The following is a 21242-nucleotide window of genomic DNA, read 5'->3' on the forward strand; positions in this document are numbered from 1 at the left end:
ACGAATCAACAACGCGGCGAAGGCGCGCAGCTGAGTGAATGGGAGCGATCCCCGCCGGTGGGCGAAATCAGCTGGCCGGACCACAAAGAAAAAGGGCCTGCAGCGACGCTGCAGACCCTTTCTGTTGGCTGGGGGACTAGGATTCGAACCTAGGTTGACGGAGTCAGAGTCCGCTGTCCTACCACTAGACGATCCCCCAATAAAACCGTCTTTAACGCTTCGAGAACTGAGTCGCCCGACGCGCCTTGTGCAGGCCGATCTTCTTGCGCTCGACCATGCGGTCGTCACGGGTGACGTAGCCGGCACGACGAAGGGTCGGCTTGAGCTCCTCGTCGTAACGGGTCAGCGCATGAGTAATGCCGTGGCGGATCGCGCCCGCCTGACCCGTGGAACCGCCGCCGTTGACCGTAACATAGATGTCGAACTGGCCGGAAGTCTCGGTGAGCTCCAGCGGCTGGCGCACGATCATACGCGCCGTCTCGCGGCCGAAGTACTCGTCCAGATCGCGGCCATTGACGGTGATCTGGCCATTACCCGGGCGCAGGAACACCCGCGCGCTGGAGGTCTTGCGTCGACCGGTACCGTAAAACTGCTGTGCTGCCATGATTCTCTAACTTCCGTCCTTCAGCGCGACTCGCCGAAATCAGACCTCGAGGGCCTGGGGCTGCTGCGCGTGGTGTTGATGCTCGGCACCGGCGTAGACCTTGAGCTTCTTGAGCATCTGCCGGCCGAGGGGGCCCTTCGGCATCATGCCCTTGACGGCGAGCTCGATGATCTGCTCGGGGGAACGATTCTGGAGTTCCTCGAACGTAAAGGTCTTGCCGTTGCCGACGTAGCCGGTGAAGCGGAAATAGGTCTTGTCACGGCGCTTGCGCCCGGTGACCGCCACCTTGTCCGCATTGATCACGACGATGTAATCGCCGGTGTCGACGTGGGGCGTGAACTCGGGCTTGTGCTTGCCACGCAGACGATACGCGACTTCCGAGGCAAGGCGTCCCAGGGTCTTGCCCGCGGCGTCCACCACGTACCAGTCACGCTTGACGTCAGCGGGTTTGGCGCTGAAGGTCTTCATCGAAGCTGATCTCCGAAGCAGTCGCGTCCATCAAAAGACCGGCGATTCTAACCGACGCCGGAGCCGACCACAACCACTCGTTGGGAAACGAATACAATACACGGCCCCGTTGCCCGGGACGCCGCGTTCGATGGCGCGAGATTTTCGGCCCCGACGGCGCGCGTGTCAACCGCCCGCTGAAAGCGGCGCGTGCCGGGCGTAGAATAACGGCCACCGCACGCTGCAGACAGGGAGCGCCGCCATGCACGCACGCCACTACACGCCCGCCGACCGGCTCGTCGCCCACCTCGACCAGGCGCTGCGCACGGTGTTCGGCAATCCGCCCACGACGGGCCGCCCCTACCCCGCGAAAGGCGTTGAGGAAGGGGAGCTCTCCGACGCCGAGCGCCGACACGCCGCCGGGCTGATGCGGGTCAATCACTGCGGCGAGGTCTGCGCCCAGGCCCTGTACCAGGGCCAGGCACTCACGGCGCGCGACGCCACGGTCCGTCAGAAGATGGAGCGTGCGGCGGACGAGGAGAACGACCACCTGGTGTGGTGCCGCACCCGGCTCACGGAGCTGGACAGCCGCACCAGCCTGCTGGACCCGGCCTTCTACCTCGGTTCGCTGGCACTGGGCGTCACTGCCGGCGCCGCCGGCGACCGCTGGAGCCTCGGCTTCCTCGCGGAGACCGAGCGCCAGGTCGTCACCCACCTGAGCGGCCACCTCGGGCGCCTGCCGGAGGCGGACGCCCGCAGCCGCGCGGTCGTCGAGCAGATGCGCACCGACGAGGGCGAGCACGCAGGGATGGCGGTGGAGGCCGGCGCCCGCGAGCTGCCCCGCCCGATAAAGGCAATGATGCGGCTGACCTCGCGGGTGATGACGGCGACCACTTACCGCCTCTGAGCCGGACCGGCCTCCCGCCATTGCTGACCGCGCCCGCGCTTCGCGCGCGGTCAGCCGGGACGACGCGCCGGCGTCACACCTCCTGATCCGGCGAGAGGTTCCGCCCGGAGAAGATCTCGCTCATCTCCCGGCGGAGCTGACGGCGGATCTCGTCCCGGCGCTCCGGAGTGAGGTCGGCGGAGCGCTGGCCGAAGAGGTAGTCGTCGATGTCCCAGTCCTTGAGGAGCATCTTGGTGTGGAACATGTTCTCCTGGAAGACGTTCACGTCGATGGTGTGATAGCGCCTCAGGGTATCCTCGGCCAGGTAGTTCTGGATCGAGTTGATCTCGTGGTCGATGAAGTGCTTGCGCCCCTCCACGTCGCGGGTGAACCCGCGCACGCGGTAATCCATCGTCACGATGTCCGAGTCGAACGAATGGATCAGGTAGTTCAGCGCCTTCAGCGGTGAAATCAGCCCGCAGGTGGATACGTCGATATCCGCCCGGAAGGTGCTCACCCCGCGATGGGGATGGCTCTCCGGGTACGTGTGCACGGTGATGTGGCTCTTGTCCAGGTGGCCGAGCACGGTCTCCGGCAACGGCCCGGGCGACGCCGGCGCGGTGACGTAGGTACCGTCGTCGCTGTCACCGTCCTCCTCGGAGATGAGCAGGGTCACGCTCGCGCCCTGGGGCTCGTAGTCCTCGCGCGCGATGTTGAGGATGTTGGCACCGATAATGTCGGACACACCGGTGAGGATCTGGGTCAGGCGCTCGGCGTTATAGACCTCGTCGATGTACTCGATATAGGCCTGGCGCTGGCCCGGCGAGTCCGCGTAGCAGACATCATAGATGTTGAAGCTCAGCGACTTGGTCAGGTTATTGAACCCGTAGAGCTTCACGCGCTGCTTCGACTCCGCCAAATTTGCGCCCTCCTGAGACGACGGTTCACACATGATGATATGGCTATATCGCCCGGCAACCCGCGGGACCGGCCCCGAGCGGGGACACTGGCTCTAGGGCTGCGCCACCTCGAAATCATGGGTGATTTCGGCGGCCTGGCTGAGCATCAGCGATGCCGAGCAGTATTTCTCCGCGGATAACGACACCGCGCGCGCCACCACCGATTCACGCAGGTCTCGCCCGACCACGCGGTAGTGCAGATGGATACGGGTGAACACCTTCGGCGGCTCCTCGGCACGCTCGCCGTTCACCTCGACCACGCAGTCGACGACGTCATGGCGCCCCTTTCGGAGGATATGGACGACATCCACCGCAGAACAACTCCCGAGGCTGAGTAGCATCAGCTCCATCGGGCGGGCACCGCGCTCCTCGCCGCCCAGGTCCGGCGGACCATCCACCAGGACCTCGTGGCCACTACCGGTCTCGCCGCGAAAGGCCATCTTGCCGAGCCAGCTCACCGTCGCGTGCATGCCCATCGTGCGCTCCTGCCTCGCCGCCCAGATTAGGGGCGCCCAGAAAACGTGGTTTTCGGCGGGTAATCTTTTAGTTTATCACCCGGAAACCGAACCGAATAGGGTGACGCACTCGGTCACGCTCAGGACTTGCGAACTTATTCACAATGATCTACATATCGCTTATGGTGATCCCGCCATTCAACGGCTAGGTTGCACCAGCATGGTACGAGCGGTTACGGACAGCGAGCTCCCGATTCGGAATCTGCTCCCGCACTGCCACCGGCGACGCTATCCACCCAAGACGGTGGTGATCTACGCCGGTGACCAGGCGGACGCGCTGTACTACATCATCGAGGGATCGGTGAGCGTGCTCATGGATGACGACAGCGGCCACGAGCTGGTGCTCTCCTACCTCAACGCCGGGGACTTTTTCGGCGAGATGGGCCTGTTCGGCGGCACGAGCACGCGTAGCGCCTGGGTGCGAACACGCACGCACTGCGAGCTCGCCGAGATCAGCTACCCCCGATTCCGCCAGGCCGCCGAGGAGGACCCGCAGCTGCTGTCCCTGCTCGCCGGGCAGATGGCGGATCGGCTGCGCCGCACCAGCGCCAAGGTCCACGACCTCGCCTTCCTCGACGTGACCGGTCGTATCGCACGCACGCTCCTCGAACTGGCCCGGGAGCCGGATGCGCTGACCCACCCGGACGGCATGCAGATCCGCATCACCCGACAGGAGCTCGGCCGGATCGTGGGCTGCTCCCGGGAGATGGTCGGCCGCGTGCTCAAGGACCTCGAGGAGCGCGGCCTGATCGCGGTCAGCGGCAAGACCATGGTGATCCACAACACCCGCTGAAGGGTCCACGTCACGTGGCTTACCGGCCCCCGCTCGATTACGCATGTTCCGCACCCGTGCCGGCCCGAAACCGATCCGGCAAGGCGGAGCCCCCTGCCGGTCACGCCCGGTACGCCCCCAATCATCCGCCCCGGAACAGCTCCGCGAGCTTCTCACCGGGCTCAGGCACGCGCATGAACGCCTCGCCCACCAGGAACCCGTGTACGCCGTGACGGCGCATGTAGACCACCTCCTCGCGGGTATGGATACCGCTCTCGGTCACCCGGACCACCTCCGGCGGAATGGCGTTGCACAGATCGACGGTGGTGCGGATGTCGGTTTCGAAGGTGTGCAGGTCCCGGTTGTTGATGCCAATCAGCGCCGGGCGCAGGCGTAGCGCCCGCTCCAGCTCCGCGGCGGTGTGCACCTCCACGAGGCAGTCCATACCGAGCTCGCCGGCGAGGCCATGGAGCTCGGCCAGCCGCGTGTCACCGAGCGCGGCGACGATCAGCAGGATGCAGTCCGCGCCCAGCGCCCGGGCCTCGTAGACCTGGTACGGATCGATGATGAAGTCCTTGCGCAGCACCGGCAGTCCCGCCGCTTCCCGGGCCTGCTCCAGGTGGCGGTCGCAGCCCTGGAAGAAGTCCTCGTCGGTGAGCACGGACAGGCACGTCGCGCCGCCGCGTTCGTAGCTGCGGGCGATCGCCACCGGATCGAAGGGGTCACGGATAACGCCCTTGCTCGGCGAGGCGCGCTTGATCTCGGCGATCACACCGCAACGCCCGGCGGTGATCCCGCCGGCGAGGGCCGCGGCGAACCCCCGCGGCGCCGGTGCGTGCTCCAGGCGGTTGCGGAAGGCCTGCATGCCCACCTGTTCGCCGCGCTCGGCGACCACCTCCGCCTTGCGCTCGAGGATGCGCTTGAGGATGTCGGGGATGTCTCGCTGCTCCGCCATCGCGCCCTCCGTCACTCGAAGCGGTTGGTGTAGTGGACGAACTCGTCGAGCCGGCGGCCGGCCGCACCGTCGGCGAGCACGGCCCGGGCGCGCTCCACGCCGGCCCCGACGCTGTCGGCGAGCCCGGCGCAGTAGATCGACGCCCCGGCATTGAGCGCGAGCATGTCCGCCGCCGGGCCCGGTTCGCCGGCGTATACACGGCGGATAATGTCCAGGCTCTCCACCGCGGTATGCACCTTGACCGCATCCAGGGAGGCGCTGACGAGCCCGAAGTCCTCTGGGCGGATCGTGTACTCGCGGATCACGCCGTCGTCGAGCTCGGCAACGTGAGTCGGCGCGGCGATACTCACCTCGTCGAGGCCGTCCTCGGAGTGCACCACCATCACCCGCTCGCTGCCGAGACGCTGGAGCACCTCCGCGAGCGGGCGGACCCAGTGGTCGGCGAACACCCCGAGGAGCTGACGGCGCGCCCCGGCCGGATTGGTCAGCGGCCCGAGCAGGTTGAAGATCGTGCGCACCGCCATCTCCCGGCGCGCGGCCACGGCGTGGCGCATGGCGCTGTGGTGCCTGGGCGCGAACATGAAGCCCACGCCCACGCGGTCGACGCACTCGCCCACCGCCGCGGAATCGAGGTCGAGCTTCGCCCCGGCGGCCTCGAGCAGGTCGGCGCTGCCGGAGGAGGACGACACCGAGCGGTTGCCGTGCTTCGCCACCCGCCCCCCCGCGGCGGCGACGATGAACATCGCCCCGGTGGAGACGTTGAACAGGTCGGCGCCGTCGCCGCCGGTGCCGCAGATATCGACCAGGGCATCGCCCTCGACGCTCACCTTGGTGGCCAGCTCACGCATGACCTCGGCCGCAGCGGCGATCTCCGCGACGCTCTCGCGCTTCATCTGCAGCCCGACCAGGAAACCGCCGATCTGCGCGTTGGACGCCTCGCCGGTCATGATCTGGCGCATCACGGCGGTCATCTCGTCGTAGTCGAGATCCCGGCGGTTCATCACCGCCCGGATCGCTTCCTGAATGTTCATCTCAGACACCTCGATTCAAGCCGCCCGGGCGGGGCGCTCCAGGAAATTGCGCAACAGGTCGTGGCCGGCCGCCGTGAGGATGGACTCGGGGTGGAACTGCACCCCCTCAACGTCCAGGCTCACGTGGCGCACGCCCATGATCTCCTCGATACTGCCGTCCTCGTTCTCGCTCCACGCCGTAACCTCGAAGCACGGCGGCAGGCCCGAGCGCTCCAGCACGAGGGAATGATAGCGGGTCGCCTCCATGGGGTTGGGCAGACCGACGAACACCCCCCGGCCGCGATGATGCACCGCCGAGGTCTTGCCGTGCATCACCCGCCCGGCGCGCACCACCCGCGCCCCGAACGCCTGGCCGATGGCCTGGTGGCCGAGGCAGACGCCGAGCAGCGGCACACGCCCGGCGAAGCGGCGGACCACGTCCAGCGAGATGCCGGCCTCGTCCGGCGTGCACGGGCCGGGGGAGATCACGATGCGCTCCGGCGCCATCCGCTCGATGTCCGCCACCGATATGGCGTCGTTGCGATGGACCACCACCTCCGCACCGAGCTCGCCGAGGTACTGCACCAGGTTCCAGGTGAACGAGTCGTAGTTGTCGATCATCAGCAGCATGACGGCGCCCTCAGCTGTCCAGACCGGCTTCGGCCATGGCCACGGCGCGGAACAGCGCGCGGCCCTTGTTCAGGGTCTCCTCCCACTCCAGGCGCGGGACGGAGTCGTGGACCACGCCGGCGCCGGCCTGGACGTGGACCTCGCCATCCTTGACCACCGCGGTGCGGATGGCGATGGCGGTATCCATGTTGCCGGACCAGGAGAGATAGCCGACGGCGCCGGAGTAGACCCCGCGCTTGACCGTCTCCACCTCGTCGATGATCTCCATGGCACGGATCTTCGGCGCCCCGGAGAGGGTGCCCGCCGGGAAGGTCGCGCGCAGCACGTCCATGGGCGAGAGCCCCGGGCGCAGCCGGCCGCTGACGTTGGAGACGATGTGCATCACGTGGGAATAGCGCTCGATGGCCATCTGGTCGGTAACCCGCACGCTCCCCGTCTCGCAGACCCGGCCGATGTCGTTGCGGCCGAGGTCAATGAGCATGAGGTGCTCGGCACGCTCCTTGGGATCGGCGAGCAGCTCGGTCTCCAGCTCGCGGTCCTCCGCCTCGTTGCGCCCGCGCCGGCGGGTGCCCGCCAGGGGACGCACCGTGACCTCGCCGTCCTCCACCCGGGCGAGGATCTCCGGCGAGGAGCCCACCACCTGGAAGTCGCCGAGATCGAGGAAGTACATGTACGGCGATGGGTTCATGCACCGCAGCGCCCGGTAGAGGTCCAGCGGGCGGCCGTGGTACCCGGCGGTCATGCGCTGGGAGGGGACCACCTGCATGCAGTCGCCGGCGGCGATGTACTCGCGGATGCGCTCCACGCCATCCTCGAAGTCCGCCTGGCCGGGATTGGAGGTGAAATCCTCCTCCTCGACCTCCCGCGGCGCCCGCCCGGTGCGGTAGGCAAGCTCGGTGGCGCGCAGGCGCTCCGCGATCCCGTCGAGCCGGGCCTGCGCCCGCTCCCAGGCATCCGGCCCGGCCGGGTCGGCATTGACCACCACGTACAGCTTGCCGGCGAGGTTGTCGAAGACCAGAACCTCCTCGGCGACCATCAGCGCGATATCCGGCGCGCCGAGGGGGTCCGGGTTCGGACACTCGCCGAGGCGCGGCTCGATGTAACGCACGGTGTCGTACCCGAAGTACCCCACCAGCCCCCCGAGGAAGCGCGGCATGTGCGGGAATTCCGGCGGCGGGGCGGCCGTCACCCGGGCGTGCTCGGCCTCCACCCACGCGAGGGGGTCGTCCAGCGTCTGCGTGGACCGGACCTCGCCGTCCACCCGGGTCTCGAGGCGGTACCCGGTGATGCGGTACTGCACCCGCGCGGGCAGCCCGATGATCGAATAGCGCCCCCACTTCTCCCCGCCCTGCACGGACTCGAAGAGAAAGCTCCCGGGGCCCTCGGCGAGCTTGAGATAGGTCGACAGTGGCGTGTCGAGGTCAGCGAGGACCTCGCGCACGAGGGGGATTCGGTTACAGCCCGATCGGGCCAGCTCCTGAAACTGGATCTGCTCCATGGTCACCACCGGCATTGGGAAACTCGGACAATGGCGTCTGGGTTGCGATGTACCAGCCTCGCCATCGATGCCGGGGGTCGAGCGCCGTGGTGATCGCCATGCAGCGCGGACGCGCCGTCACTACGAAGGGGCGGCGGACCGTGCCCACGAGGACATCTCCGGCGACGGCCTCAGCCATGCCGGTGCGCCTGTGCCTTGTCAGTGACGGTCGATCCTGCTGTCTCATGCGCCTGTGCGATACCGATCAGGGACGGCAGGTCGGCCAGCGTGTCGACCACCGCCTCGGGACGAGCCTCAAAGATAGCATCCCCTTCCCGATAGCCATAGGGCACACAGGCGACCGGGATCCCCGCATTACGGGCCGCGGAGACGTCGGTGAGCGAATCGCCCACCATCAGGCAGTCCGCCAGCGCCACCCCCAGGAGCCCGGCGGCATGGGCCAGCGGCGCGGGGGCCGGCTTCTTCTCGGCCAGGGTATCGCCGCCGACCACGGCACCGAAACGCGCCGCCAGCCCCAGGGTTTCCAGCAGCGGCCGTGCCAGCCCCTCGGGCTTGTTGGTCACCACCGCCACCGGGATACCCGCTGCGGCCAGGGCGTCGAGGAGCTCGATCACCCCCGGATAGATCGTGGTCCGCTCGACCAGCCGCTCGCGGTAGAGGACCAGGAACCGCGCCAGGGCCGCCTCCGTGCCCGCCGGCTCCCCGTCGATCCCGCGCCGGCCGGCGAGCGCCCGCGCAACCAGGCGCCGGGCGCCGTTGCCCACCCAGTGACGGACCAGCGCCTCGCCCACGGGCTCGCGACCGAGCTCAGCGAGCAGGCGGTCCACGGCGGTGGCGATATCCGGCGCGCTGTCCACGAGCGTGCCGTCCAGATCGAAGAGCACGGCCCGCGGCCGGGACAGGCTCATGCGCCCCCCTCGGCGAGCCGGCGGCGCATCTCGCCGATCGCCCCGGCGTAGTCCGGCGCACCGAAGATCGCCGAGCCGGCGACGAAGGTGTCCGCACCGGCCGCCGCCGCGTCGGCGATGTTCGCCGCCTTGATCCCGCCATCGACCTCGAGGCGGATATCGCGGCCGCTCTCGTCGATGATCCGCCGCGCCGCACGGAGCTTGTCCAGCGAACGCGGGATGAAGGCCTGGCCGCCGAAGCCGGGGTTCACGGACATGATCAGCACCATGTCCACCTTGTCGATGACCCAGGGCAGGCAGTCCAGCGGCGTCGCGGGGTTGAACACCAGCCCCGCACGGCAGCCCTCGTCGCGGATGAGCTGGAGCGTGCGATCGACGTGTTCGCTCGCCTCGGGGTGAAAGGTGATCCAGCTCGCCCCCGCCGCGGCGAAGTCCGGGACGATACGGTCCACGGGCCTGATCATGAGATGGACGTCGATGGGCGCGGTGACGCCATGGCGGCGCAGCGCCTGGCAGACCACTGGGCCGAAGGTGAGGTTCGGCACGTAATGGTTGTCCATGACGTCGAAGTGGACCATGTCCGCGCCGGCGGCGAGGACGTCGTCCACCTCCTCGCCGAGGCGCGCGAAGTCCGCTGAGAGGATGGACGGGGCAATACGGAAATCGGTCATCGTCCGGGGCCTTGAGGCTGGTCGCGAAGCTGAGCACTTTACAATAGATGCCAGGGACGTAATAGGTAACGCCGTGCGGACGATGCCGGCAGGCAGCGATCCGTGACGGGCACCCGCGGCAACGGAGAGAGACGACGATGTTCTGGGAGATCCCGGTACTGATGGCACTGCACCTGATCGCAGCGGTGGTCTGGATCGGAGGTATGTTCCTCGCCTACACCTGCCTGCGCCCGGCGGCCGGCGCCCTCGAGCCATCCGTGCGCGGCCCGCTCTGGCACGGGGTACTGCGGCGCTTCCTGGCCGCGGTCTGGGTCGCCGTGGTGGTGCTGCCGGCGAGCGGATACCGCATGAGCGCGCTGCGCTTCGGCGGGCTCGCGGACGCACCGGCCTACGTGCACGCCATGCAGGCGATCGGCTGGGTGATGATCGCGCTGTTCGTCTACCTCTACTTCGGCCCGTACCGGCGGCTCGGCCGTGCGGTCGCCGACGGCAGCACCGGCGCCGCCGGCGCGGCGCTGGGGCGTATCCGCCGCGTGGTCCAGATCAACCTGGGGCTGGGCATGGCCCTGCTCGTGGTGGTCGCGGCCGGGCGTTTCTTCGCCTTCTGAGACCGCGGTTCAGGACGCGGCCCGGCGGCGGAGATAGTCGTAGGCGGCCTTGACCTCGCGGGTCCGCGCCCCCGCCTCGCGCAGGGTCGCCTCGTCCGCCCCCCGCGCCACCAGGCGGTCGGGGTGATGGCGGCTCAGCAGCCGCCGGTAGGCGATGCGCACGGTCTCCGCCGTCGCGCCCTCCTCCAGCCCGAGCACGGCATACGCCCAGGCCACGTCCATGCGGTCGCCCGAGCCCTGGGCCCGTCGGCGCACCGAGGCGTAGAGCCGGCGGTAATCCTCGTCATCGATGCGGAGCAGGCGCACGGCGTCACGCAGCCGGCGGAATACCGGCCCGGTGGGCTCGCCGTCCGCCAGCGCCACCCCGAGAAGCAGACGCAGCCAGCGCTGGGCGGGACGTCCGCCGCGGACCCGGCGCAGGCGTATGAGATAACGCCGCCACGGATAGCCGGGCTGCTTGGCCGCGGAGAACTGGCTGATGGCGACCCGGCGGGCGGCGCTGTCGAGGCCGAACTCGTTCATCAGGGCGCGGGTGGCGGCGATCTCGGCCTCGCTCACCCGGCCGTCACGCTTGGCGATATGCCCCGCCCAGCCGAACAGCGCCGCGAGGAAAACGCGCTCGCGCGGGTCCTCGCTCCATTGCCGCCAGCGCCCCGGGCGTAGCGGCGCGAAGTAGCGCCGGTCGTCACGCCACCATCCCAGCGCGGCGCCCAGCGCCACCCCGGCCGCCCCGGCCAGCCACAGGCCGATGAGCGCTCCTGCCAACCGGCCGGCATAGCGGCCTGAAAGACCCAGCCACGACGTCATTTATCGCTTCGATATCCGCTCTTGGACCCACGATGCCGCCCACGGCACCGCCCGGCACGAGAGTATACCGAAGCCCGCGGCACCGACTAATCCATGGCGGGACAAACAGGCTTCAGGCAACACGGCCGCACGCCGAGCCGCCCGGAGATGGAGAGGCATCGCGGACCGGGACCTGCCTCCGGGGGGAACCGTTCGCGCACCACCCCGTGCGCAACCCGCTCACTGCGCCCCGGCCGTGCGCAGGGCACCGCCGTCGCCCGCCAGCAGACGCGCCAGTGGCATGGGGGCGCCATAGAGATAGCCCTGGGCGAGCAGCTCCGGCCAGCGCGCCAGGAACCGCGCCTCCTCCTCACGCTCGACCCCCTCCACCACGACCTGCAGCCCCAGGTCTGTCGCCATGGACACGATGGCCTGCATGATCACCTGCCCCGCCGGGCTCTTCCAGAGCCCCTGGACAAAGGAACGGTCCACCTTGAGCACCTGCACCGGCAGCTCCAGCAGATAGGCCAGCGACGAATAGCCCGTGCCGAAGTCGTCCACGGCAAGGCGCACCCCGAGGGCGCGCAGCTCGCGCAGCGTGTCGATGATCGTGGAGTTGTCGCCGATCAGCCGGTGCTCCGTGATCTCCAGCGTCAGACGCCGCGGATCAAGCCCGGTGTCGCGCAGCACCGCGGCCACCTCGTCGACGAAGCCGCTCTCGTGCAGCTGCTCGACGGACACGTTCACCGCCACCTCCGGGACCCGTCCGCCGGGCGTGGTGGTAGCGACCAGCTCTTCGCAGGCACGCCGCAGCACCCATGCCCCCACCGGGCGGATCAGTCCGGTGTCCTCCAGCACGGGCACGAACTGGTCCGGCGGCACCGGCTGACCGTCCTCCCAGTGCCAGCGCAGCAGCGTCTCGACCCCGCACACCTCGCCGCTGCCGAGGGACACGATGGGCTGGTAGGCCAGCGAGAACTCATCCTCCTCCAGCGCCCGGTGCAGGGCGACCTCCAGCGCCACCGCCCGGGCCGAGTGGTGGTCCGGTGCCTGGGGCGGTTCGTCGTCGAACAGCACCCAGCAGCGCCCGAGACGGCGGGCCCGCTGAAGCGCGGCCTCCGCGGCCACCAGCGGCCCCTCGGCCTGGCCCGTCGCCGCCTTGCTCGCGGCGAACCCCGCGGAGACGGTCACCAGCAGCTCCCGCCCGTGGCAGAAGATCGGCCGGCGCATGGACTGGTCCAGGGCCTCGGCCATCTCCCGGGCGCGCGCCGGCGCGCCGGGACCGGTCATGACCACGCCGAACTCGTCGCCGCCGAGGTTCGCCACCCGTGCGCCGGTACCGGCGAGGCGCTGCAGCCGCCGCCCCACCTCGGCGAGCACGGTGTCGCCGCAGGCGTGACCGTAGCCGAGGTTGATCTGGCGCAGGCGGTCGATGTCGATGCACCCGACCGCCACCGGCGCGCCATTGCCCGCCGCGGTCTCGAGAACGGAGAGGAACTCGGCGCGCCCCAGCAGCGGTGACGGCTTCGAGCTCCGCGCGCTGTCCGCCTCGGCCTCCGCCTCCAGCTCAAGGGCGACGGCACCGGTGGGGTACGGCACCAGCCGCCCGGCAAAACGGGCGCCCGGGTCGCACACACCGCGCAGGCTCAGGTAGATGCCGGCACAGCCGGCGCGCAGCGCGGCCAGGCACAGCGACAGCGAGCGCGCCGGGTAGACCGCGTCGGTCAGCCAGCCGTCGACGCTGTCTCCCCGGGCCAGCCCGGCCAGTGCCTCCGGCAGCGCGGTCGCCACGGAGGTGACGCGCCCCTCGCCGTCGAGCATCAGGCGGTAGACCGGTGCCGCCGGCGGCGCCTGAACGGCCGCTAGGCTGGATTGATAGTTCGGCATGGCGCGTGGTACTCGAAGATCCAGCCACCGTCCTCCCGTCCATAGGCGGGCCGGGCACCTCGGCAACCATAGCGGGCCCGGCCGTCGTCGACCGGGAACTCGGCGTTGTGGACGGGCATCCCCAGAATGCGCTCCCGGGCCTGTCCGCCGGCGGCGCACACACGGTCGCTGACAGCCTCCAGGCTCAGGGCCTCGCCCGGGTCCACCAGGACGTAGTCGAACCACTCACTGGCGGCCAGCTCTTCCGCCTCGGCCAGTCCGCCGCACTCGCACACCTGCCACAGCGGCGACGCGAGCACCGCCTCGGCCAGCGGGTGGGTGCTGCGGCGCAGGTTCACGAACAGTAACCTCATGCCACGGCCCTCCCCGCTGGCGCGGCGGCAGCATCGGTGGCGGGCAAGGCGCCGAGGGCGCGTCCCAGGGCCTCGTCGATGCGCAGCCGGCAGGCCACCGAGAGCACGCGGCCGATACGCACCGCGGAGCCGTCGCCGAAGCGCGTCAGCTCCAGGCCCATCCCCCGGAGCATGCGCTCCACGGCGACGCTGGTCGCCATCACGTACTCGCGGATGCCGTTGCTGGCGCCGTAGCGGTAGCACGCGCGCATCAGCGACAGCGTCGTCTCGGTGCAGCTCGCCTGTACCCGCTCGCTGGCGTCCGAGGGCTCCACGGCGAAGCGCGAGAGCTCCCAGACATCGCTGGCACAGGGCACGGACTCGCCGCGCAGCAGCTCCGGGAACACGTCGCGGAGCATGTACGGGCCGGTGGTCGGCAGCAGCCGGAAGGTGCCGATCACCGTCTCACGGTGCTTATGGCAGGCAATGTAGACCGGGTCGAGATCGTCGTAGTCGTCACGCTCGCGGCCACGCACGCTCGTGACCTCCCAGCCCAGACGCTGGCGGAAGACACGGTGGCGGAAGCGGTAAATGCCATCGACCACCGACGGCGGGAGCGTCGCTTCGGACGGACGTCCGACAAGGATCTGAGCTTGCATGGGCCGGGCCTCTCGCAGTTGTTTGGGTCCGGCTCCCATTCAACGGCGCGCGCGGCCGCGAGGTAACTGTCAGTTCTTACAGGTTGTCAGCAGTGAATGAACGGCTTCACGCAAGCTGGGGGGCGATCAGGCCCTGAGCGATGGCGCGGGCGACCGCCTGCTGGCGCGAGGTGACATCCAGCTTGCGCGCCGCATTGTTGAGGTGGAATACCACCGTGCGCTCGCTCACCCCGAGGATCGCGCCGGTCTCCCAGGCGGTCTTCCCCTCCGCCGCCCAGAGCAGGCATTCGCGCTCGCGCGCGGTCAGGCTGGCGGGACGGTAAGGCAGCGCGCCGTGGTCGAGCAGCCCGCATACCGCCTCGTGGACGTAGCTGGAGAACATGAACAGGGCCGGCTGGGAGGCACGGATATCCCGCTCGACCGGGGTGCCCCGCCGCCCGGAGGAGAAGCTCAGCAGCCCGACCTCGCCGCGGCTGCCGCGCACGGGCAGGCATGTCCCGGTAACCAGGCCGAAGGCGGCGGCCTCGTGGAGCACCGCCAGATCCTCCGGACCGTACTCGGGACTGTCGAACAGCTCGCTCCAGCGCGCCGGGCGCACGTGGTTCACGCTGTGACGCACCGCCGGGTCGAGCTGGATGTAGTCCTCGGCCTGGTAGCGCTCGCGCCACTCGTCCGGATGGCCGCTGATGACGAGCATGAAGGGCCGGGTCAGCGAGCTGGGAAAGCGCGCGCCGTAGATGAAATGGTCGTAGCCGTAGAGCGCGGCCGCGCGGCTGCACACCGAGTGAAGGGCCTCGATGCTGTCCGCGGCGAGTGCCGCCTCGATGAGTTCGCTAAGACGTGGCTCCGGCATAGTCGCCCCACCCCCATTCGACGGCGCGTCCGTGCTGCCTCAGCCCACCAGGCGTTCGAGTCCCTCGCCCCGTTTCATGCCCAGCCCCTGACGCAGGGCCCGGAGGACCCCCTCGTAAGCCTCCGGCCCGCGCAGGCGCGCAAGCTGCAGCGCCCCCTGGGTCGCGGCCAGGATCTGGTGCGCCGTGTCCGCCACGTCGTCAACGTGGGGAATGCTGCCATCGGCGAGCCCGGCCTCGAGCGTCTCGATGAAGAAACCGAGGACGTCCTGCAGCAGCGCATCCGCCTCGCGGCACATTGCCGGCGGCAGGCCGGTACGCTCCACGCCGACGACCCCCAGGGGACAGACGCGGTCGGCGGCGACGTAGCGCCCGTCCAGCTCGAAGAACGCCTCCAGCCGTGCCGACGCGTCCGCGCCTCGCGAGCGCTGGCGCTCACACCACCAGCCGAAGTCCTCGCGCACACGGGCGAGCACGGCGAGGCCGAGATCCGCCTTTGCCGGGAAATGGTAGTGCACCGCGGCGGTGCGCACCCCCAGCGCCTCGGCGATGTGGTGATAGCTGAAACCGTTGAAGCCGCGCGCCTGCATCAGCCGCTGCGCGGTGGCCAGGATCGCCCGCCGGGTCTCGCCACGTGGTCGCCGGCTCACGCCCCGCCTCCGCCGTGATTGGCGAACAGCACCAGCTCCGCCAGGTTGCAGGGACGGTGACGCACGTCGAGCTGATCGGCCAGGATGGCGTCCCAGGCGGTACGGCAGGCCCCGGTCGAACCCGGCAGGCAGGCGATGAACGTATGGTTCGCGAAGCCCGCGAGGGCCCGCGACTGGATCGTGGAGCTGCCGATCTCGGCATGGGAGAGCTGGCGGAAGAGCTCGCCGAAGCCCTCGACCTCCGCATCGAGCAACGGGCGCACGGCCTCGGGGGTATCGTCCCGGCCCGTGAAGCCGGTCCCCCCCGTGGTAAGCACGGCCTGCACGGCCGGATCCGCAATCCAGCGGGAGAGCACGGCACGGATCCGGTAGCGATCGTCCGGCAGGATCTCACGCTCGGCAAGATGATGCCCCGCCGCCTGCAGGCGCTCGCACAGCAACGCACCCGAGCGGTCCTCGTCCACACCCCGTGTATCCGACAGCGTTAGCACCGCCATCGACAGCGGACGGAATTCCGGACTTGCCTCGTGCACGCTACCCCCTGCGTTGAACCGTCATACGTTACCGACTCCAATCCCGTCGGGCATTTTGTCCGGTGTCGGGGCACCTGCATGGGCTCAGGGCGCTCGATCCGCTCGGTCGCACCGGAGACACCCGCATCGCCCACTGCAGCGCAGACCGGTGACTCCGGTGATTATCGGCGTCCGGCACGGCCACGCCCCCATGCCTCTGACACGGCTAGTATTAGCATGATACCCGTCGCGGCGGCGACATCGAAGCCATATAAATGATAATGAGAATGCTTGCTATTTGTGATCGATTCCCCTAGACTCTCCCCTGTCGCGACGGCTTTCGCGACTTGCGGGTAGTTCAAGCCTTTCGGGGACGTCATCGCGACGTCCCCGTTTTCTTTCCGGCCCCTTCACCCCCTGATCACCCGTGCCACGGCGGGTTTAGCGTTTGCGTGACGCCACGTAGTTGTACAATACTTGTATTGTATATTTACGGGGCGATAGGTTATGGCACACAGACGCATCGCAGTGGTCGGGAGCGGCATCGCCGGGCTGGGAGCGGCCTGGCTGTTATCCCGCCGCCACGAGGTGGTGCTCTTCGAGGCGGACTCGCGTCTCGGTGGACACACACACACGGTGGACTGCGACCTCGCCGGCGGCCGGATCAGCGTGGACACCGGCTTCATCGTCTACAACGAGGCCAACTACCCGCACCTTACCGCCCTGTTCGCGACCCTCGGCGTACCGACCCGGCCATCGGACATGTCCTTCGCCTTCTCCGCCAGCGATATCGACCTGGAATACGCGGGCGACAACCTCAACACCCTGTTCGCACAGCGGCGCAATCTGCTGCGGCCCGCGTTCTGGCGCATGGCCGGCGATATCCTGCGCTTCAACCGCGAGGGCGCCCGCGCCCTCGCCACGGACGCGCTGGACCACGACGAGCCGCTGTCGGCATTCCTCGACCGTATCGGCCTCGGCGAGGCCTTCCGGCGCTACTATCTGCTGCCCATGAGCGCGGCAATCTGGTCCTGTCCGCCGGAGCGGATGCTGGCCTTCCCGGCGGCAAGCCTGCTGCGCTTCTTCGCCAATCACGGACTCATCCGCCTGTCGGGCCGGCCGCAGTGGCGCACGGTCACCGGCGGTGCAAGGCGCTACATCGAGGCGATGCGCCCGGACCTCGGCGAAGTGCGGACCGGCTCCCCGGTCACCCGGATCCGCCGCGACGGCACGGGCGTTCACCTGCACGGCCCGTCCGGCGGGCTCGGACGGTTCGACGACGTGGTCATCGCCGCACATGCCGACCAGGCCCTGGCGATGCTGGAGCAGCCGAGCCGCGGCGAACGCACGGTGCTCGGGCGTTTCCATTACCAGGCCAACGAGGCGTGGCTCCACCAGGACCCGGCACTGATGCCCCGACGCCGCACGGTGTGGTCATCCTGGAACCACCTCACCACGCACGCCGCCGATGGTTCCCGGCCGGTATCGGTGACCTACTGGATGAACCGGCTCCAGCGACCCGACACCGACGAGCCGCTGTTCGTGAGCCTCAACCCGGTACGCCCGCCGGCGCCGGACCGGGTGATCCGCCGCCTGAGCTACGATCACCCGGTATTCGACGGCGCCGCGATGCGCGCACAGGCGGCGCTTCCACGGCTGCAGGGTGATGGCGGCGTGTGGTTCTGCGGCAGCTACTGCGGCTACGGCTTCCACGAGGACGCCCTGGCCTCGGCGGTCGCGGTCGCCGGGCGCCTGGGATGCGCGCCGCCGTGGACGCACGCCGTGCAGCGGGACGGCGGAAACACGGGATGAGCGATCTGGCGCTGTATACCGGCACGGTGATGCACCGGCGGCTCGCCGAGCCCGGGTACCGGTTTCGGTACCGGACGTTCTCGCTGCTCGCCGACATCGACCGACTCGACGAGGCCGCCGCATCACGGCGATGGTTCTCCCACAACCGGCGCAATCTCGTGGCCCTGTTCGACCGCGACCACGGGCCCGGCGACGGCAGCCCGCTGCGCCCGTGGGCGGAGCGGGTGCTCGCCGGCAGCGGCATCGACCTCGCCGGCGGCGGCATCCACCTGCTCTGTCACCCACGGGTACTCGGCTACACGTTCAACCCGCTGTCGCTGTGGTTCTGCCGGCATCGCGACGGCACGCTGCTCGCCGTGATCGCCGAGGTGCACAACACCTTCGGCGACCGCCACGTCTATCTGCTGCACGAGCACGGCCGCGCCCTGCAGACGCCGGTCAGGGCCCGTCACGGCAAGGTCTTCCACGTCTCGCCCTTTCTGCCGGTGAGTGGCGAATACCGCTTCCGGATCAGCCCGCCGGAAGCGGCGCTGAGGATCGCCATCACCTACCACCGGGAGCCCGGCGGTGCGGTCACGCTGGCCGCCGTGCAGACCGGCGAGCACCGCGACGCCGGCGACCGCGCGCTGCTGCGCCAGGTACTCGCGATGCCGCTGATGACCTTCAAGGTCATCGCCGCCATCCACTGGCGGGCACTCGGAATCTGGCTGCGCGGCGGCCGCTATCACCGGCGACCGCCGCCGCCCAGCGAGGAGGTTTCACGATGAGCACCCCCACGGAATCGGCCCTCGAACTCCCCCGCCCGCTGCCCGCCGGCGCGGCGCTGCTGATGGGGCGGCTGCGGCGCCTCGCCCGCGGCGAGCTGCGGGGGCGCCTGCCCGGCGGCCAGCCCTACCGGATCCGTGCCGCCGGAGCCGGGCCCGCGGGGGTGCTCGACGTGCACGCCCCGTGGCGGCTGCTCGGGCGCTGCGCGCTGCACGGGGCGGTAGGCTTCGCCGAGGCCTACATCGCCGGCGACTGGGACAGCCCCGACCCGGCGGCACTGCTGGAGGTCATGGCCGTCAACGAGCCCGCCTTCTCCGCCCGCGAGCCACGGCTGCTGACCGCGCTGCAGCGTGCCGGCCATCTCGGCTGGCGGCGCAACACCCGGCGGGGCAGCCGCCGCAACATCGCCGCCCACTATGACCTCGGCAACGACTTCTACCGGCTGTGGCTCGACGAGACCATGACCTACTCGGCGGCGGTGTTCGAACGCCCGGAGCAGCCCCTCGCCGAGGCCCAGCGGGCCAAGTACGACGCCCTGCTCGACGCCCTGGACGCACGGCCCGGCGAGCGGGTGCTCGAGATCGGCTGCGGCTGGGGCGGTTTCGCGCTGCGCGCCGCCGGGCGCGGCCTGCATGTCACCGGCATCACCCTCTCCGGCGAACAGCTCGCCTGGGCCCGGCAGGCCGCCGCCCGGGCCGGCCTGGGCGAGCGTGTCGATCTGCGCCTGCAGGACTACCGCGACGTCACCGGCACCTTCGACCACGTCGTCTCCATCGAGATGCTGGAGGCGGTGGGCGAGGCCTACTGGGAGCGCTACTTCGACACCCTCGCCGCCCGCGTACGGCCGGGTGGCGGCATCGCGCTGCACGGCATCACCATCGACGCCGACAGCTTCGAGCACTACCGGCGCGAGCCGGACTTCATACAGCGCTACATCTTCCCGGGCGGCATGCTTCCCACCCGCGACCACCTGCTCGCCCTTGCCACGGAGCGCGGGCTCGGGGTAAGCGGCGACGAGCGCCTGGGCCGCCACTACGCGGAGACCCTGGCCCGCTGGAGCGCACGCTTCAACGCAGCGGAGGGAACCATGTCCGCCCAGGGCTTCGACGAGCGCTTCCGGCGCATGTGGCGGTACTACCTCGCCTACTGCGAAGCGGGCTTCCGCAGCGGCCGGATCGATCTGCAGCGCCTGGTGCTGCGGCGGCCGCCGGCGTGATCGCCGGCCGCCGGGTTCTCCTCGCCTATGGCGCGCCGGCACTGCCGCTGGCGGTGCTGGGCATCCCGATGTACGTCTTCCTCCCCGGGTTCTACGGCGAGCGCCTCGGCCTCGCCGGCGTCGGCACCGCCCTGCTGCTGGCGCGGCTGTGGGATGTGGTCACGGACCCGGCCATCGGTGCGCTCGGCGACCGGCTGCACACCCGCTGGGGCCGCCGGCGTCCGTTGATGGTGGTGGGTTCCCCGCTGCTTCTGGTAAGCGCCTGGCAGCTATTCCACCCGCCCCCGGACGTGACCATCGCCTGGCTGCTGGCCTGGGGGCTGGCCGCATACCTGGGCTGGACCCTGGTGGCGCTGCCCTACACCGCCTGGGGCGCCGAGCTGTCCCGGGACTACGACGAACGCGCCTCGATCACGGCGAGCCGCGAGGGGTTCATGATCCTGGGCACACTGGTCGCCGTCGCCTGGCCCGGCGTGGTGGGCGGTGGACGCACCGACGCGACCACCCTCGCCGGTCTGGCGTGGCTGCTGGTCGTGCTGCTGCCGCTGACCCTGGCAGTGACCCTGGCGCTGGTCCCGGAACCGCCGGCGGGCGCCGCCGCGGCCCCGGGGTGGCGGCGCGGCTGGCGGCTGCTGCGCGGCAACGCGCCGTTTCGCCGGCTGCTCGCCGCGTACGTGCTCAACGGGCTCGCCAACGGCCTGCCGGCCTCGCTGTTCACCCTCTATGCCGCTCACGTACTCAGCGCCCGCGGGGCCACCGGGGCGCTGCTGCTGATCTACTTCGCCGCCGGCATCGCCGCCCTGCCGGGCTGGCTTTGGCTGTCCCGGCGTGTGGGCAAGCACCGGGCCTGGGCCCTGTCCATGCTCTGGGCCTCGCTGGTGTTCGCGTGGGTGCCGCTGCTCGGTACGGGTGATGTGGCGGCGTTCGCCGTGATATGCGCCCTCTCGGGGGCGAGCGTGGCCGTGGACATGGCCCTGCCCGCGGCCATCCAGGCGGACCTCGTGGACCTGGACACCCACCGCGGCGGCGGTGGCCGGGCGGGCCTGTTCTTCGGCCTGTGGAACATGGCCACCAAGCTCGCCCTCGCCCTCGCGGTGGGGATCGCCTTCCCGCTGCTGGCGGCGCTGGGATTCGATCCGGCGGCGCCCGCCTCCGGGGACGGCCTCGCGCTGGCGCTGTTCTACGGCGCCGCGCCGATACCGTTCAAGCTCGCCGCTACCGCGCTGGTCTGGCGCTTCCCGCTGGACCGGGCCGCCCACGAGGCACTACGTGCTGGTACGGCGCCCGCCGCGCGGGGGACATGAGCGCC

24 protein-coding genes and 1 tRNA gene are annotated in these 21242 nt (G+C 69.9%); 7 read left to right on the plus strand and 18 right to left on the minus strand.

Going from position 1 to position 21242, the window contains the following annotated elements; all coding sequences use genetic code 11:
* Positions 1 to 125: 125 nt before the first annotated feature.
* The 3 genes from C516_RS0100745 to rplM all read right to left on the minus strand — a co-directional run bounded on the left by C516_RS0100745 (position 126) and on the right by rplM (position 1072).
* A tRNA-Gln gene (locus tag C516_RS0100745) sits at positions 126 to 199 on the minus strand.
* 12 nt (positions 200 to 211) lie between these two features.
* Entirely contained in the window at positions 212 to 604 is a 393-nt protein-coding gene (gene rpsI, locus C516_RS0100750; RefSeq protein WP_018716434.1) for a 30S ribosomal protein S9, read from the minus strand.
* Between the two features lie 39 nt (positions 605 to 643).
* A complete protein-coding gene (gene rplM, locus C516_RS0100755; RefSeq protein ID WP_018716435.1) occupies positions 644 to 1072 on the minus strand; it encodes a 50S ribosomal protein L13 in 429 nt (142 codons plus the stop codon).
* A gap of 241 nt (positions 1073 to 1313) precedes the next feature.
* Between rplM and coq7 the strand changes: the two genes are divergently transcribed.
* Positions 1314 to 1958, plus strand: coding sequence for a 2-polyprenyl-3-methyl-6-methoxy-1,4-benzoquinone monooxygenase (coq7, locus tag C516_RS0100760; protein ID WP_018716436.1), 645 nt, complete (start codon positions 1314 to 1316; stop codon positions 1956 to 1958).
* 73 nt (positions 1959 to 2031) lie between these two features.
* Here coq7 and speD read toward each other — a convergent pair whose 3' ends face one another.
* Positions 2032 to 2856 (minus strand): adenosylmethionine decarboxylase, encoded by an 825-nt coding sequence (gene speD, locus C516_RS0100765; RefSeq protein ID WP_018716437.1) that lies wholly within the window; start codon positions 2854 to 2856, stop codon positions 2032 to 2034.
* A 93-nt stretch (positions 2857 to 2949) separates the two neighbouring features.
* Complete coding sequence (locus tag C516_RS0100770) at positions 2950 to 3366, minus strand: OsmC family protein (RefSeq protein ID WP_026320845.1); 417 nt, start codon at positions 3364 to 3366, stop codon at positions 2950 to 2952.
* A gap of 205 nt (positions 3367 to 3571) precedes the next feature.
* Here C516_RS0100770 and crp point away from each other — a divergent pair, with 205 nt between their 5' ends.
* Positions 3572 to 4204, plus strand: coding sequence for a cAMP-activated global transcriptional regulator CRP (crp, locus tag C516_RS0100775; RefSeq protein WP_026320846.1), 633 nt, complete (start codon positions 3572 to 3574; stop codon positions 4202 to 4204).
* A gap of 121 nt (positions 4205 to 4325) precedes the next feature.
* Here crp and trpC read toward each other — a convergent pair whose 3' ends face one another.
* From trpC to rpe, 6 genes are all read right to left on the minus strand, one after another.
* Positions 4326 to 5138, minus strand: coding sequence for an indole-3-glycerol phosphate synthase TrpC (gene trpC, locus C516_RS0100780; protein ID WP_018716440.1), 813 nt, complete (start codon positions 5136 to 5138; stop codon positions 4326 to 4328).
* Positions 5139 to 5149: 11 nt separating this feature from the next.
* Complete coding sequence (gene trpD, locus C516_RS0100785; protein WP_018716441.1) at positions 5150 to 6169, minus strand: anthranilate phosphoribosyltransferase; 1020 nt, start codon at positions 6167 to 6169, stop codon at positions 5150 to 5152.
* Between the two features lie 15 nt (positions 6170 to 6184).
* Positions 6185 to 6778: an anthranilate synthase component II gene (locus tag C516_RS0100790; protein ID WP_018716442.1), complete on the minus strand. Its 594-nt coding sequence runs from the start codon at positions 6776 to 6778 to the stop codon at positions 6185 to 6187.
* A 10-nt stretch (positions 6779 to 6788) separates the two neighbouring features.
* Positions 6789 to 8291, minus strand: a complete 1503-nt coding sequence (gene trpE, locus C516_RS0100795; protein WP_018716443.1) for an anthranilate synthase component I — start codon at positions 8289 to 8291, stop codon at positions 6789 to 6791.
* Between the two features lie 155 nt (positions 8292 to 8446).
* Complete coding sequence (locus C516_RS0100800; RefSeq protein ID WP_018716444.1) at positions 8447 to 9184, minus strand: phosphoglycolate phosphatase; 738 nt, start codon at positions 9182 to 9184, stop codon at positions 8447 to 8449.
* A complete protein-coding gene (gene rpe / locus C516_RS0100805; protein WP_018716445.1) occupies positions 9181 to 9855 on the minus strand; it encodes a ribulose-phosphate 3-epimerase in 675 nt (224 codons plus the stop codon). Before rpe ends, C516_RS0100800 begins: the two co-directional genes overlap by 4 nt.
* A gap of 137 nt (positions 9856 to 9992) precedes the next feature.
* Between rpe and C516_RS0100810 the strand changes: the two genes are divergently transcribed.
* A complete protein-coding gene (locus tag C516_RS0100810; RefSeq protein WP_018716446.1) occupies positions 9993 to 10463 on the plus strand; it encodes a CopD family protein in 471 nt (156 codons plus the stop codon).
* A gap of 9 nt (positions 10464 to 10472) precedes the next feature.
* Here the strand turns inward: C516_RS0100810 and C516_RS18105 are convergent, their stop codons facing one another.
* The 7 genes from C516_RS18105 to moaB all read right to left on the minus strand — a co-directional run bounded on the left by C516_RS18105 (position 10473) and on the right by moaB (position 16161).
* On the minus strand, positions 10473 to 11270 hold the full coding sequence (locus C516_RS18105; protein WP_018716447.1) for a TerB family tellurite resistance protein: 798 nt from the start codon (positions 11268 to 11270) through the stop codon (positions 10473 to 10475).
* Positions 11271 to 11489: 219 nt separating this feature from the next.
* Positions 11490 to 13136, minus strand: a complete 1647-nt coding sequence (locus tag C516_RS18110; RefSeq protein WP_051088163.1) for a putative bifunctional diguanylate cyclase/phosphodiesterase — start codon at positions 13134 to 13136, stop codon at positions 11490 to 11492.
* A complete protein-coding gene (locus C516_RS0100825) occupies positions 13112 to 13489 on the minus strand; it encodes a hypothetical protein (protein WP_018716449.1) in 378 nt (125 codons plus the stop codon). The genes C516_RS18110 and C516_RS0100825 overlap by 25 nt, the downstream gene beginning before the upstream one ends.
* Positions 13486 to 14127: an acyl-homoserine-lactone synthase gene (locus tag C516_RS0100830; protein WP_205599734.1), complete on the minus strand. Its 642-nt coding sequence runs from the start codon at positions 14125 to 14127 to the stop codon at positions 13486 to 13488. Before C516_RS0100830 ends, C516_RS0100825 begins: the two co-directional genes overlap by 4 nt.
* 106 nt (positions 14128 to 14233) lie before the next feature.
* The gene (locus C516_RS0100835; RefSeq protein ID WP_018716451.1) at positions 14234 to 14980 is read right to left on the minus strand and encodes a LuxR family transcriptional regulator; all 747 of its coding nucleotides are present in this window, start codon (positions 14978 to 14980) and stop codon (positions 14234 to 14236) included.
* A 39-nt stretch (positions 14981 to 15019) separates the two neighbouring features.
* Positions 15020 to 15628 carry a TetR/AcrR family transcriptional regulator gene (locus tag C516_RS18115; RefSeq protein ID WP_018716452.1) on the minus strand — a complete coding sequence of 203 codons (609 nt, stop codon included), beginning with the start codon at positions 15626 to 15628 and terminating at the stop codon, positions 15020 to 15022.
* The gene (gene moaB, locus C516_RS0100845) at positions 15625 to 16161 is read right to left on the minus strand and encodes a molybdenum cofactor biosynthesis protein B (protein WP_256379696.1); all 537 of its coding nucleotides are present in this window, start codon (positions 16159 to 16161) and stop codon (positions 15625 to 15627) included. The genes C516_RS18115 and moaB overlap by 4 nt, the downstream gene beginning before the upstream one ends.
* Before the next feature lie 486 nt (positions 16162 to 16647).
* On the opposite strand from moaB, the gene C516_RS18120 reads away from it, so the two are divergent.
* The 4 genes from C516_RS18120 to C516_RS0100865 are packed head-to-tail and all read left to right on the plus strand — an operon-like array spanning position 16648 to position 21237.
* A complete protein-coding gene (locus tag C516_RS18120) occupies positions 16648 to 17952 on the plus strand; it encodes an NAD(P)/FAD-dependent oxidoreductase (protein ID WP_018716454.1) in 1305 nt (434 codons plus the stop codon).
* Positions 17949 to 18719, plus strand: coding sequence for a DUF1365 domain-containing protein (locus C516_RS0100855; RefSeq protein WP_018716455.1), 771 nt, complete (start codon positions 17949 to 17951; stop codon positions 18717 to 18719). The genes C516_RS18120 and C516_RS0100855 overlap by 4 nt, the downstream gene beginning before the upstream one ends.
* Positions 18716 to 19933 carry an SAM-dependent methyltransferase gene (locus C516_RS0100860; protein WP_018716456.1) on the plus strand — a complete coding sequence of 406 codons (1218 nt, stop codon included), beginning with the start codon at positions 18716 to 18718 and terminating at the stop codon, positions 19931 to 19933. Before C516_RS0100855 ends, C516_RS0100860 begins: the two co-directional genes overlap by 4 nt.
* A complete protein-coding gene (locus C516_RS0100865; protein ID WP_018716457.1) occupies positions 19930 to 21237 on the plus strand; it encodes an MFS transporter in 1308 nt (435 codons plus the stop codon). The genes C516_RS0100860 and C516_RS0100865 overlap by 4 nt, the downstream gene beginning before the upstream one ends.
* The last annotated feature ends 5 nt before the right edge of the window (positions 21238 to 21242 follow it).

This window comes from Arhodomonas aquaeolei DSM 8974 (assembly GCF_000374645.1).
Taxonomy (GTDB): domain Bacteria; phylum Pseudomonadota; class Gammaproteobacteria; order Nitrococcales; family Nitrococcaceae; genus Arhodomonas; species Arhodomonas aquaeolei.

Bases quoted from the DNA above. Each gene is read 5' to 3' on its own strand.
- rpsI (WP_018716434.1), bottom strand. From the start codon at position 604: ATGGCAGCACAGCAGTTTTACGGTACCGGTCGACGCAAGACCTCCAGC.
- rplM (WP_018716435.1), bottom strand. From the start codon at position 1,072: ATGAAGACCTTCAGCGCCAAACCCGCTGACGTCAAGCGTGACTGGTAC.
- coq7 (WP_018716436.1), top strand. From the start codon at position 1,314: ATGCACGCACGCCACTACACGCCCGCCGACCGGCTCGTCGCCCACCTC.
- C516_RS0100770 (WP_026320845.1), bottom strand. From the start codon at position 3,366: ATGCACGCGACGGTGAGCTGGCTCGGCAAGATGGCCTTTCGCGGCGAG.
- crp (WP_026320846.1), top strand. From the start codon at position 3,572: ATGGTACGAGCGGTTACGGACAGCGAGCTCCCGATTCGGAATCTGCTC.
- trpC (WP_018716440.1), bottom strand. From the start codon at position 5,138: ATGGCGGAGCAGCGAGACATCCCCGACATCCTCAAGCGCATCCTCGAG.
- trpD (WP_018716441.1), bottom strand. From the start codon at position 6,169: ATGAACATTCAGGAAGCGATCCGGGCGGTGATGAACCGCCGGGATCTC.
- C516_RS0100790 (WP_018716442.1), bottom strand. From the start codon at position 6,778: ATGCTGCTGATGATCGACAACTACGACTCGTTCACCTGGAACCTGGTG.
- trpE (WP_018716443.1), bottom strand. From the start codon at position 8,291: ATGCCGGTGGTGACCATGGAGCAGATCCAGTTTCAGGAGCTGGCCCGA.
- C516_RS0100800 (WP_018716444.1), bottom strand. From the start codon at position 9,184: ATGAGCCTGTCCCGGCCGCGGGCCGTGCTCTTCGATCTGGACGGCACG.
- rpe (WP_018716445.1), bottom strand. From the start codon at position 9,855: ATGACCGATTTCCGTATTGCCCCGTCCATCCTCTCAGCGGACTTCGCG.
- C516_RS0100810 (WP_018716446.1), top strand. From the start codon at position 9,993: ATGTTCTGGGAGATCCCGGTACTGATGGCACTGCACCTGATCGCAGCG.
- C516_RS18105 (WP_018716447.1), bottom strand. From the start codon at position 11,270: ATGACGTCGTGGCTGGGTCTTTCAGGCCGCTATGCCGGCCGGTTGGCA.
- C516_RS18110 (WP_051088163.1), bottom strand. From the start codon at position 13,136: ATGCCGAACTATCAATCCAGCCTAGCGGCCGTTCAGGCGCCGCCGGCG.
- C516_RS0100825 (WP_018716449.1), bottom strand. From the start codon at position 13,489: ATGAGGTTACTGTTCGTGAACCTGCGCCGCAGCACCCACCCGCTGGCC.
- C516_RS0100830 (WP_205599734.1), bottom strand. From the start codon at position 14,127: ATGCAAGCTCAGATCCTTGTCGGACGTCCGTCCGAAGCGACGCTCCCG.
- C516_RS0100835 (WP_018716451.1), bottom strand. From the start codon at position 14,980: ATGCCGGAGCCACGTCTTAGCGAACTCATCGAGGCGGCACTCGCCGCG.
- C516_RS18120 (WP_018716454.1), top strand. From the start codon at position 16,648: ATGGCACACAGACGCATCGCAGTGGTCGGGAGCGGCATCGCCGGGCTG.
- C516_RS0100855 (WP_018716455.1), top strand. From the start codon at position 17,949: ATGAGCGATCTGGCGCTGTATACCGGCACGGTGATGCACCGGCGGCTC.
- C516_RS0100860 (WP_018716456.1), top strand. From the start codon at position 18,716: ATGAGCACCCCCACGGAATCGGCCCTCGAACTCCCCCGCCCGCTGCCC.